General features: G+C 60.4%; 10 protein-coding genes. 5 read left to right on the plus strand and 5 right to left on the minus strand.

Annotation, left to right across the window (positions count from 1 at the left end):
- Nucleotides 1-247: 247 nt before the first annotated feature.
- The 3 genes from ACP3TA_RS09375 to ACP3TA_RS09385 are packed head-to-tail and all read left to right on the plus strand — an operon-like array spanning nucleotide 248 to nucleotide 3,066.
- On the plus strand, nucleotides 248-1,438 hold the full coding sequence (locus ACP3TA_RS09375) for an NAD(P)/FAD-dependent oxidoreductase (protein ID WP_160203969.1): 1,191 nt from the start codon (nucleotides 248-250) through the stop codon (nucleotides 1,436-1,438).
- A complete protein-coding gene (locus tag ACP3TA_RS09380; RefSeq protein ID WP_080280870.1) occupies nucleotides 1,435-1,839 on the plus strand; it encodes a hypothetical protein in 405 nt (134 codons plus the stop codon). The genes ACP3TA_RS09375 and ACP3TA_RS09380 overlap by 4 nt, the downstream gene beginning before the upstream one ends.
- A 30-nt stretch (nucleotides 1,840-1,869) precedes the next feature.
- Nucleotides 1,870-3,066, plus strand: a complete 1,197-nt coding sequence (locus tag ACP3TA_RS09385; RefSeq protein ID WP_193159689.1) for a methionine gamma-lyase — start codon at nucleotides 1,870-1,872, stop codon at nucleotides 3,064-3,066.
- A 36-nt stretch (nucleotides 3,067-3,102) separates the two neighbouring features.
- On the opposite strand, the gene ACP3TA_RS09390 is transcribed toward ACP3TA_RS09385, so the two are convergent.
- The 4 genes from ACP3TA_RS09390 to ACP3TA_RS09405 all read right to left on the minus strand — a co-directional run bounded on the left by ACP3TA_RS09390 (nucleotide 3,103) and on the right by ACP3TA_RS09405 (nucleotide 9,539).
- Nucleotides 3,103-4,497, minus strand: a complete 1,395-nt coding sequence (locus ACP3TA_RS09390) for an amino acid permease (protein ID WP_033652933.1) — start codon at nucleotides 4,495-4,497, stop codon at nucleotides 3,103-3,105.
- Between the two features lie 102 nt (nucleotides 4,498-4,599).
- Nucleotides 4,600-6,135, minus strand: a complete 1,536-nt coding sequence (hutH, locus tag ACP3TA_RS09395; RefSeq protein WP_025301604.1) for a histidine ammonia-lyase — start codon at nucleotides 6,133-6,135, stop codon at nucleotides 4,600-4,602.
- The gene (gene hutU / locus ACP3TA_RS09400) at nucleotides 6,132-7,823 is read right to left on the minus strand and encodes a urocanate hydratase (RefSeq protein ID WP_122004204.1); all 1,692 of its coding nucleotides are present in this window, start codon (nucleotides 7,821-7,823) and stop codon (nucleotides 6,132-6,134) included. Before hutU ends, hutH begins: the two co-directional genes overlap by 4 nt.
- Before the next feature lie 375 nt (nucleotides 7,824-8,198).
- The gene (locus tag ACP3TA_RS09405) at nucleotides 8,199-9,539 is read right to left on the minus strand and encodes an MFS transporter (protein ID WP_033641877.1); all 1,341 of its coding nucleotides are present in this window, start codon (nucleotides 9,537-9,539) and stop codon (nucleotides 8,199-8,201) included.
- Between the two features lie 327 nt (nucleotides 9,540-9,866).
- On the opposite strand from ACP3TA_RS09405, the gene queE reads away from it, so the two are divergent.
- Both queE and ACP3TA_RS09415 read left to right on the plus strand, forming a co-directional pair.
- The gene (queE, locus tag ACP3TA_RS09410) at nucleotides 9,867-10,538 is read left to right on the plus strand and encodes a 7-carboxy-7-deazaguanine synthase QueE (RefSeq protein WP_033641878.1); all 672 of its coding nucleotides are present in this window, start codon (nucleotides 9,867-9,869) and stop codon (nucleotides 10,536-10,538) included.
- A 43-nt stretch (nucleotides 10,539-10,581) separates the two neighbouring features.
- Entirely contained in the window at nucleotides 10,582-11,091 is a 510-nt protein-coding gene (locus ACP3TA_RS09415; protein WP_049866645.1) for a GNAT family N-acetyltransferase, read from the plus strand.
- Between the two features lie 26 nt (nucleotides 11,092-11,117).
- Here ACP3TA_RS09415 and queD read toward each other — a convergent pair whose 3' ends face one another.
- Nucleotides 11,118-11,477 (minus strand): 6-carboxytetrahydropterin synthase QueD, encoded by a 360-nt coding sequence (gene queD / locus ACP3TA_RS09420; RefSeq protein ID WP_004932638.1) that lies wholly within the window; start codon nucleotides 11,475-11,477, stop codon nucleotides 11,118-11,120.
- Between the last annotated feature and the right edge of the window lie 305 nt (nucleotides 11,478-11,782).

Here is an 11,782-nt window from a genome sequence, read left to right on the forward strand (position 1 = left end):
GGCGGGTTTTTTTATGGCTGACGTCCCGATGTTAATCCTGTTTTATTTATTAACAATCGCTGCGTTTACCCTAATAAATTTATTGTGCAGTTTTCTTGCCGGTTTTTATATTCCGTTTTTATTTGCTTTATAATTATTCGTTACTAGACTGCCAATAAGGCGGCGTTATTTTTTTCTTGCCGTTAAATATCGCCATCATCGTAATGCGTTCTTTCATACTGCCGGGTTTCGGCTGGGGGAGGGCCAGATGCGACAGCGAGTCGTCATTGTCGGCGGTGGAACCGGCGGCACCATGCTAGCCAATCTGCTGGCCGTGAAATTGCACTGGGAAATTCTCAATAATAAAGTTGAGTTATTAATGATTTCGGATTCGCCGCTGCATTATTACAAGCCGGCGTTTATGTATGTTGCATTCAATAATTTTTTCAAGCAGGAGCTCACGCGTTCACAGCGGAGTTTATTGCGGCCGGAAATACAGTTTGTCGTCGATAAAGCGGAATCTTTTGATTTAAAACAGCGGTATATCATTACGCAAAGCGGCAAGCATTATCCGTATGACTTCCTGGTTTTCGCCACCGGCTGCGTGCCCTGGCCAGAGCGAATCGAAGGGTTGGCGCAGGCGGGCGATCATTTCTACCAGTATCAGGCCGCGCGACGGTTGGCGCATAAGCTGGCGACGATCGAGAAAGGCCGCATTTTCATCACCGTGTCCTTCCCTGAAACGCCTAATGTGCCCCATCAGTGCGGCATCGCGCCGATTGAAACCACCCTGATGCTGGACGACTACCTGCGGCGGCGCGGCGTGCGCAAGGCGGTGGAGATCGTTTATACCTACCCAACCATTTCTCAACTGCTGCGCAACTGTCTGTTTTTACAGCGCCCGACCGGCGAAGCGCTGCCCGCCATTTTTGCCGCGCGCGACATTCGCCACCAGCGTGGGTTTACCCTCAGCCGGGTGGACGTTCAGCGCAACATCGCCTATTCCGCCGAGGGGGAAGAACAGCCGTTCGACATTCTGATGGCGACGCCGCCCATCCGTGCAGTGGAGGCGGTGCGCAATACCGGGTTGAGCGAGAGCCAAAACGGCGAAGGCTGGCTGCCGACCGATCATCAAACGCTGCAGGTCTACGGCCAGCAGGGGGTGTATGTCATAGGCGATACCGTGGATTTGCCGGTCAGCAAGGCCGGCGGCTCTTGCCATAATCAGGCGCCGGTCATTGCCGACAACATCGTGGCGGAAATGCGGCTGGGCCAAACCGTGAGCCATTATGACGGCAAGGTGCAGGCGGTCGCGCAAATGGGGCTGAATGCCGGCATGCCGCTGGTGTACGACTACCGTCACGACGTGCTGCCGACGCCCGCCACCAAGGCGGGCGGCATGCTGCGCAACGGGTTCAACCGCGGCCTTTACTGGGCCACGGTAAGGGGGCTGATATGACGGAAAGCACGGTGCACGCGGCGGACCTGCAATCATTGGCGGCGTTGCTCGAGAAACTGCAGCCGCTGCTGGCGGGCGGCCGTTTGGATAACGTGGTCGATCTGTTGTCGCTGCTGTCGGACGCGGTGGACATCGCCGACAACGCGCTGGTGGAGAAACTGGCCGGCGTCTTTGAAGGTTTGGTGACCATCGGTTGGGAAGGCGGAACGGCGCTGCAGATGGCGCACAGCGAGCTGCAATTGAATCCTCCGCCGGCCAGTTTTCGCGCGCTGTACGCCTTGCTGAAGCAGCCGGATACCCTGCTGGGGTTGACGCTGCTGCTGCGTACTTTACAAATCATCGGCCAGCGCACGCGAGACAGCGCATTGCCGCCGGCCCTTTCGGATGAATCAAAAAATTAAGCTTTACCCACTCAGGTAAGGAGTTGTGTTATGTCCGCTACAGCAGTTGGCCACGACTTTGCCACCCGGGCTATTCATTACGGCTACGATCCGCAGCGGTATCAGGGGGCACTGTCTCCGCCGGTGTTTATGAGCTCTACGTTTGCTTTTCCCACTGCGGAATACGGCGGCGCCTGCTTTGCCGGCACCGAGCCGGGGTACTTTTACTCGCGCATCGCCAATCCGACGTTAAACCTGCTCGAGCAACGCATCGCCAACCTGGAGGAGGGGGAGGCGGCGGTGGCGTTCGCTTCCGGCATGGGGGCGATCACCGCCTGTTGCTGGACGCTGCTCAGACCGGGCGATGAGCTGATTGTCGACGAAACCGTGTATGGCTGCACCTTCAGCTACTTTCATCATGGCCTGGCGCGCTTTGGCGTCAAGATAACCCACGTTGATCTGACCCGGCCGGAGCGGCTGGCGGCGGCCATTGGACCGCGTACCCGCCTGGTGTATTGCGAAACGCCGGCCAATCCCAATATGCGTTTGATCGATATCGCCGCCGTGGCGGAGATTGCCCATCGGCATCAGGCGCTGTTGCTGGTGGACAACACCTATTGCACGCCCTATCTGCAGCGGCCTTTGGCGCTAGGCGCCGATATCGTGGTGCACTCGGCGACCAAGTACCTCGGCGGACACGGCGATCTCCTGGCCGGAATAGCGGTGACGCGTCAGGCGTTGGCCGAAGCGATCCGTCTGGAGGGGCTAAAGGACATGACCGGGGCGGTACTGTCGGCGCAGGATGCCGCGCTGGTGCTGCGCGGGATGAAAACCCTGCCGCTGCGCATGGATCGTCATTGCGATAACGCGCAGCGCCTGGCGGAGATGTTGGCGGAGCATCCGGCGGTCGAGCGGGTATATTACCCCGGCCTGGCGAACTTCCCGCAGCATGCGTTGGCGCAGCGGCAAATGGCGCGCCCCGGCGGCATGCTGGCGTTTGAGCTGCGGGGCGGCCTGCGTGCGGGCATTCGTTTCCTCAACGCGCTGCAGCTCATCTTGCGCGCGGTCAGCCTGGGCGATTGCGAAAGCCTGGCGCAGCACCCGGCCAGCATGACGCACTCGGCCTACACGCTGGAAGAGCGGAAACGGCACCACATCAGCGAGGGGCTGGTGCGGTTGTCCGCCGGGCTGGAGGCGTTTGACGATCTGCAGGCAGATATCCTGCAGGCGTTGGCGCAGGCGCAATAAAAAACCCGCCGCAGCGGGTTTTAGCAGAAGCGAGCGTTACATCTGTTGCGTCGCCGCGGTCACCGGCGAGCCGCCGCCTTTCTTGCGCACCCACAGCCAGTAAGCCACGGTGAGTAAAGCGATCCACACCAGCCCGACGTACAGCGCGATGCGGCTCTCTTCGAAATAGCCGAGCAGGCCGATGACGAACGCCATAAAGGCGGTCGCCAATGCCGGCGCCACCGGCCACCACGGCACCGGGAAGCTCAACTGACGCGTTTCTTCCGGCGACAGCGTGCGGCGCATGACGATCTGCGACAGCAGGATCATCAGCCACACCCAGACGGTGGCGAAGGTGGCGATCGAAGCGATGATCATGAAGACCTTCTCCGGGATCAGGTAGTTGAGCACCACCGCCAACAGCAGGGCGACTGACATCACCAGCACCGTCATCCATGGCACGCCGCTGGCGGTCAGTTTGGTGAAGCTGCGCGGCGCCTGGCCGTCCTGCGCCATGCCGTACATCATGCGGCCGGCGCCGAAGATATCGCTGTTGATGGCCGAAATGGCGGCGGTGATCACTACCACGTTCAGCACGTTGGCGGCGGAGCTGATGCCGAGGTTGCTGAAGATCTCAACGAACGGGCTGCCGTTCTGGCCGATGCTGTTCCACGGATAGATAGCCATCAGCACCGTCAGCGTCAGCACGTAAAACAGCAGGATGCGCACCGGCACGGCGTTGATCGCCTTCGGCAGCACTTTGGCAGGGTCTTTCGCCTCGCTGGCGGTAATACCGATGATCTCGATGCCGCCGAAGGCGAACATCACCACCGCCAATGACGCGACCACGCCGCCGATGCCGTTAGGCATAAAGCCGCCGTGCTGCCACAGGTTGCTGATGCCGGTGGCGTGCTGGGCTTGCCCGAAACCGAACAGCATCACCGCCGCACCGCCGACGATCATCGCCACGATGGCGGCGACCTTGACCAGCGACAGCCAGAACTCCAGCTCGCCGAAGACCTTGACGCTGCACAGGTTGAGCGCGCCGATAAACAGGATGATGCTGAGCACCCAAACCCACTGAGCGACGTCCGGGAACCACAGCCCCATATAGATGCCGAAGGCGGTGACGTCCGCCAGGGCGACGATCACCATTTCAAAGGTGTAGGTCCAGCCGGTGAGGAACCCGGCCAGCGGGCCGAGATAGTGGCTGGCGTAGTGGCCGAACGAGCCGGAAACCGGCTGATGCACCGCCATTTCACCCAGCGCGCGCATCACCATGAATACCGCCGCGCCGCCCACCAGATAGGCCAGCAGCACCGCCGGGCCGGCCAGTTGGATGGCACCGGCGGAGCCGTAGAACAGGCCGGTGCCGATCGCCGAGCCGAGAGCCATGAAACGGATATGCCGCGCGTTTAGTCCGCGTCTGAGTTGTGTCGTTTCGTTACGCATGTTGTTTCCCGTTAAGTGTTTGCCGAACAGGCACGCGCTGCCCGCACCGGGTGGAACGCACCCGGCGGGGCAGAACAAACTGCGTGATTCAGTGTGTGATGATTATGCCTGGCTAGGCAGCAGCGCCGCAGGCAGCAGCGATGTCAGGTGACCGGCCGCCAAGAGTTGGCTGGCGGCTTCAATGTCGGGGGCGAAGAAACGATCCTTGTCGTAGAAACTGACATGCTCGCGCAGCAGACGGCGCGCCTGCTCCAGACCTTCCGAGGTCTTCAGGCCGTTGCGGAAATCCAGGCCCTGGCAGGCGGCCAGCCATTCGACCGCCAGAATGCCGCGCACGTTGTCCGCCATGCTCCACAGGCGGCGACCGGCGGCCGGCGCCATGGAGACGTGGTCTTCCTGGTTGGCGGAGGTCGGGATGCTGTCGACGCTCGACGGATGCGCCAGCGCTTTGTTTTCGCTGGCCAGCGCCGCGGCGGTGACCTGAGCGATCATGAAGCCGGAGTTCACGCCGCCGTTTTCCACCAGGAACGGCGGCAGTTGCGACATGTGTTTGTCCATCATCAGCGAGATGCGGCGTTCGGACAGCGAACCGATTTCGGCAAACGCCAGCGCCAGGTTATCGGCGGCCATCGCTACCGGTTCGGCATGGAAGTTGCCGCCGGACAGCACGTCACCCTGCTCGGCGAACACCAGCGGGTTATCGGAGACGGCGTTGGCTTCTATCTCCAGCACCTCGGCGGCCTGGCGGATCTGCGTCAGGCAGGCGCCCATCACCTGCGGCTGACAGCGCAGGGAGTAAGGATCCTGCACTTTTTCGCAGTTGCGGTGCGAGTCGGAGACTTCGCTGCGCGCACCGAGCAGGTGGCGGTAGGCGAGGGCGGCGTCGATCTGGCCGCGCTGGCCGCGCACCTCATGGATACGCGCATCGAACGGGCTGCGGGAGCCCAGCGCCGCTTCCACCGTCAGGCTGCCCGCCACGGTCGCGGCGGCGAACAGGTCTTCCGCGTCGAACAGGCCGCGCAGCGCGAAGGCGGCGGAGACCTGGGTGCCGTTCAGCAGCGCCAGGCCCTCTTTCGCCGCCAGCGTCAGCGGTTTCAGACCGGCCTTGGCCAGCGCTTCGGTCGCCGGCAGCCATTGGCCCTGATGACGCGCCTGGCCTTCGCCCAGCAGCACCAGGCTCATGTGCGCCAGCGGCGCCAGGTCGCCGGAGGCGCCGACCGAGCCCTTCAGCGGGATATGCGGATAAACTTCGGCGTTGACCAGCGCGATCAGCGCCTGGATGACTTCCAGACGAATGCCGGAGAAGCCGCGCGACAGGCTGTTGATTTTCAGCACCATGATCAGGCGCACCAGATTGTCGTCGGTAGGCTCGCCCACGCCGGCGGCGTGTGACAGCACGATCGAACGCTGCAGGTTTTCCAAATCGTCGCGGGCGATGCGGGTCGAAGCCAGCAGGCCAAACCCGGTGTTGATGCCGTAAGTGGTGCGGTTTTCTTCAACGATGCGTTCCACGCAGGCCACGCTCTGCTGGATAGGGCCGTAGGCGTTGTCGTCCAGCGTCAGCGTCACCGGGTGTTGATACACGTCACGTAGCTGGGCCAGCGTCAGTTTGCCTGGGCGAATAGTCAGCGCTTTCATGCTTTTTCTCCTTGGGGCGCGGCAACCATCGGCAGGTTCAGGCCTTGCTCACGGGCGCAGTCGATAGCGATATCGTAACCGGCGTCGGCGTGACGCATGACCCCGGTAGCCGGGTCATTGTGCAGGACGCGGGCGATGCGCTCGGCGGCTTCGTCGGTGCCGTCGCAGACGATCACCATGCCGGAGTGTTGGGAGAAGCCCATGCCGACGCCGCCGCCGTGGTGCAGGGAAACCCAGGTGGCGCCGCTGGCGGTATTCAGCAGCGCGTTCAGCAGCGGCCAGTCGGAAACGGCATCTGAGCCGTCTTTCATCGCTTCGGTTTCACGGTTCGGGCTGGAAACGGAGCCGGAATCCAGATGGTCGCGGCCGATGACGATCGGGGCGGACAGTTCGCCGCGGCGCACCATCTCGTTGAACGCCAGGCCCAGCTTGGCGCGCTGGCCGAGGCCAACCCAGCAGATGCGCGCCGGCAGGCCCTGGAAGCTGATGCGCTCGCGCGCCATGTCCAGCCAGCGGTGCAGGTGCTCGTCATCCGGGATCAGCTCTTTCACCATGGCGTCGGTTTTGTAGATGTCCTGCGGATCGCCGGACAGCGCCGCCCAGCGGAACGGCCCGATGCCGCGGCAGAACAGCGGACGGATGTAGGCCGGCACGAAGCCCGGGAAGTCGAAGGCGTTGTCGACGCCGGTTTCTTTCGCCATCTGGCGAATGTTGTTGCCGTAGTCGAAGGTCGGCACGCCCATCTGCTGGAACGCCAGCATGGCTTTGACGTGATCGGCCATCGATTGCTTGGCGGCGGCGACCACTTTGGCCGGCTCGGTTTGAGCGCGCTGGCGATACTCTTCCCAGCTCCAGCCCTTCGGCAGGTAGCCGTTCAGCGGATCGTGGGCGCTGGTCTGGTCGGTGACCATGTCCGGGCGCACGCCGCGGCGCACCAGCTCAGGCAGGATTTCCGCCGCGTTGCCGCACAGAGCGATGGAGATGGCTTTGCCTTCTGAGGTGTATTTCTTGATGCGGGCCAGCGCGTCGTCCAGATCTTTGGCCTGCTCATCGACGTAGCGGGTTTTCAGACGGAAATCGATGCGGCTCTGCTGACATTCGATGTTCAGCGAGCAGGCGCCCGCCAGCGTCGCGGCCAGCGGCTGCGCGCCGCCCATGCCGCCCAGACCGGCGGTCAGCACCCAGCGCCCCTGCAGGCTGCCGTCGTAGTGCTGGCGGCCCGCTTCGACGAAGGTTTCATAGGTGCCCTGAACGATGCCCTGGCTGCCGATGTAGATCCAGCTGCCGGCGGTCATCTGGCCGTACATCGCCAGGCCTTTGGCGTCCAGCTCGTTGAAGTGTTCCCAGGTTGCCCAGTGCGGCACCAGGTTGGAGTTGGCGATCAGCACGCGCGGCGCGTTGCTGTGGGTTTTGAAGACGCCGACCGGTTTGCCGGACTGCACCAGCAGGGTTTCGTCTTCTTCCAGCGTTTTCAGGGTTTCGACGATCTTGTCGTAGCAATCCCAGTCGCGCGCGGCGCGGCCGATGCCGCCGTACACCACCAGCTCGTGTGGGTTCTCCGCAACTTCAGGATCGAGGTTGTTCATCAGCATGCGTAACGGCGCTTCGGTCAGCCAGCTTTTTGCGTTTAATTGTGTGCCGCGTGGCGCGCGTACATCGACATTGCGAACTTTGTTATTTGTAGTCACAGCAGTTTCCTCAAACAGTATCGGTGCAGATTCCATGCCGCGGTGGGGATGAGTACCACGGCATAACAATGCGTAGGGCTTATTAACATATACTTGTATGTACAAGCATATGCAACACTGACCAGTTGCCGCTGAAAAGTGGCATAAGAAAAAGTTATTTTCTTTTTATATCAGGTTGATATGCGATTTTTTATCGCCGGTCTCAGGTACGGAAAGCCGGAGAAAAGTGAGCTGTTCGGCAAAAATGAATTAAAGTTGACTCATTTTTGGGCGGCTAGTCACAATATTTTTACAGTCTGATTACAGTTGACGGCGGAGGATAAAAAAGCCCTATCACCGCAGGAAGAAAGCCCGCCGTGGGCGGGCTTGCAAAGGTCAGGCGGCCGGCTGCAGCGTCGGTTTGCGGCTCATCTTGCACACCGTGGCGATGGCGGCGATCAGCGCCGGCACGCACAGGAACATCAGGATGCTCTGCACTTCCCACTGCATAGCCAGCAGTTGGGCACCCATCATGGTGCCGGCGACGCCGCCGAAGCGGCCGATGCCCTGCATCCAGGCGATGCCGGTGGCGCGGCTGTGGGTCGGGTAGAAGGTCGCCGCCAGCGTTTGCAGCCCGGACTGCGCGCCGTTCATGGTGACGCCCATCAGGAAGATGAAGGCGCCCAGCAGTACGATCTGTTTATCCTCGGTGGCCATCGCCACGATCAGCAGGGCGGTGACGACAAAGCCGCTCGAGACTACTTTGTGCGCATTCCAGCGGTCCATCAACCAGCCGGCCACCAGGATGCCCAGCGTGCCGCCGAAGGTGAACAGCGAGGTGAGCATCGCCGATTGCTCCAACTGATAGCCCAATCCCTGCATCAGGATTGGCATCCAGCTCAGCAACACGTAGTAGATCACCAGCCCCATAAAGTAGGTCAGCCACAGCATCAGCGTGCCGAGCAGGTAAGGGCGGCTGAACAGCAGGCCGACGCTGGTCTTGGTCTGCGCCAGCTTCTCTTCGTACAGATAAAAACGCGTCACGCCGTCGAGGCTCCGGCTGACGAAGCGCTGCGCGATGCGCTTGATCTTCGCCGCATCCTGGCCGCGGTTAACCATATATTTAACCGACTCCGGCAGCAGCAGGATCAGCAGGACAGTCAATACCAGCGGCGCGATGGCGCCGAGCAGCAGCACGCTGTGCCAGCCGTAGTTCGGGATCAGCCACGATGAAATGGCGCCGCCGCCGGCCGCGCCCAGCGGAAAACCGCAGTACATGGTGTTGATCGCCAGCGAACGGCAGCGCTGCGGCGCGTATTCGGAGATCAAGGTAATGGCGTTGGGCATCGCCGCCCCCAGCCCGAGACCGGTGAGGAACCGCCACAGCGTAAGGCTGTTGAGCGAACCGGCGTAGGCGGTGGCCAGGCTCGACAGGCCGAAGAACAGGCAGGAAAACACCAGCACGCGCTTGCGGCCGATGCGGTCGGAGATCGGCCCGGCGATCAGCGCGCCGAGCGACAGCCCCAGCAGCGCAGCGCTCAGCACCGGCCCCAGATCCTGCTTCACGATGCCCCAGTCTTTGGCGACCGAGGGGGCGATATAGCCCATGGCGGCGGTATCGAAACCGTCGATGGCGAGGATCAGAAATCCGAGAATGATCAGTGTCCAGTGAAACAGCGAAAACTTGCTGTCGTCGATGGCCTGTTGAATGTTTAACTCGCTGGTGGAATGAGTCATGGCACCCTCTAAACGCAGATGTAGTCGTGATGGATGGAACGTGGCCGAAACTGGCGCTCGGCTTGTGTTTGCTTGTATATACATCTGCGCGTCGGCGCTTTATGTCAAATATAATTATCTTATTTGTTAACTGTGTGTTGTTTTCTGTGGAGCAGGTTGCACCGCCGATGAAAGGCCAAAGACCGGTTAACAAATTAAATGAACGCCCTTGGCGGTGAGATATGCTGACGGCGGCGCGGAGGATAAAATTTAATACAATTTTGGCCGTTTGGTCGCCGGGCCGGAATCTGCGATAATCGCTTTTTACTTTTCCAGATTGAGAAACCGATGCAGTACCCGATCAACGAGATGTTCCAAACCTTGCAGGGCGAAGGCTTTTTCACCGGCGTTCCGGCCATTTTCATCCGCCTGCAGGGCTGCCCGGTAGGGTGCAGCTGGTGCGACACCAAACATACCTGGGAAAAGGAAGCCCATCGGGAAGTCGACCTGCAACGGATCCTGGTCAAAACAGAAGAGAGCGACGCTTGGGGCAATGCCGGCGCCGAGCAGCTGTTGGCGGTGATGCGCCAACAAGGTTACACCGCGCGCCATGTGGTGATCACCGGCGGTGAACCCTGCATCTACGATCTGGCGCCGTTGACCGAGCTGTTCGAGCAGCACGGCTACCGTTGCCAGATTGAAACCAGCGGCACCCACGAAATTCGCTGCTCCGCCAACACCTGGGTGACGGTTTCGCCCAAGGTGAATATGCGCGGCGGCATGAAGGTGCTGGATCAGGCGCTGCGGCGCGCCGACGAGGTGAAGCATCCGGTGGCGCGCGAGCGCGATATCGAGGCGCTGGATGCGCTGCTGGCGACGCTGCAGGACGATAAGGCGCGCATTATCGCGCTGCAGCCGATCAGCCAGAAAGAAGAGGCGACCCGCCTGTGCATCGAAACCTGCATTGCGCGCAATTGGCGGCTGTCGATGCAGACCCACAAATATCTGAATATCGCCTGAGTTTTTTATTGGCCGCAGGCCTTCGAACGGGACGGGAGTTACGGTGAAAATTGTATCGCGTGCATTCGAGGCGGTGACGGAAGCGGAATTGCGGTCGATTCGCTCGCTGTTGTCCGACGCTTTCCCCGAGATAACCGACGGATTTTATCGGCGGCAGGTGCCGGCTTGCCTGGTGACCGCCACGGAAGGCGAGGCGATCGTTGGCCAACTGGCGGTGCATGAGCGGCCGGTGTTGATTGACGGTGAGGCCGAGGTGATCGGCATCATCGGGCTGGTGGCCGTGGCACACACGCATCGGCGCCGCGGCGTGGCCGCAAACATGCTGGTGAAGGCGCATGACTATTTGCGCAGTAAAGGGATCGCGTATTCCATACTGTTTGCGGTAAGCGAAAAGTACTATACCGGCGCCGGCTATCGGGCGATGGAAAACGAGACGGCGTTCATTGAGGATGGCGAGAGCAAAACGTTTGTCTATCGAGGGGGAATGGCGCTGAGCCTGTCGGAAAGGCCCTGGACGGCGCGGCGCTTGGATCTGCAAGGCGAGGTAGTGTGAGGGTATCTGCACATACCCTCACGGCATCAACCTTTATATACGCATCCCGCTGTACAGGTCTCTTTCACCATCACCGCAGTCAGTTCCGGTAACTGGGGCTTGAGCTGCTGCCAAATCCAGGCGGCGAGCACTTCGCTGGTGGGATTTTCCAATCCTGGAATATCGTTCAGATAATGGTGATCCAGCCGTTCCCAGATCGGGGAAAACACAGCCTTGAGCTCGGCGAAATCCATCACCCAACCGGTGTGGGGATCCACTTCACCGGTCACTTCCAGACGCACCATAAACGAATGCCCATGCAGACGGCCGCATTTGTGGCCCTCCGGCACATGCGGCAAACGGTGTGCGGCTTCAAACTGAAAATCTTTAAACAGCGTGGTTGCCATTATTACGGCCTCATTGACTCAAAAACCGCCGCATAGTACCGGAAAGCGCGTCTGCTTGCCATTTATACCGTTATGGTCTACCGCCACGGCAAACGCATCCGGTTAACACTTTTTTTGTTTGGTGTCTGCGGCACCTATCGGCTGGGGTTATGAGCCGAAATGTTGAACGGTGAAAAAATGATGAAAAAAAGTGCTTTATTTTCATCTGGATAAAAAACTTTGTTTAACGGTTTAAGCGTTATCCCTTACCAGAAAAACAGCTTAGTCATTTTGGTTATGATTTATTGCTATCCCTTATTTAATCG

Source organism: Serratia sp. 2C06 (assembly GCF_050037615.1).
GTDB lineage: Bacteria > Pseudomonadota > Gammaproteobacteria > Enterobacterales > Enterobacteriaceae > Serratia > Serratia ureilytica.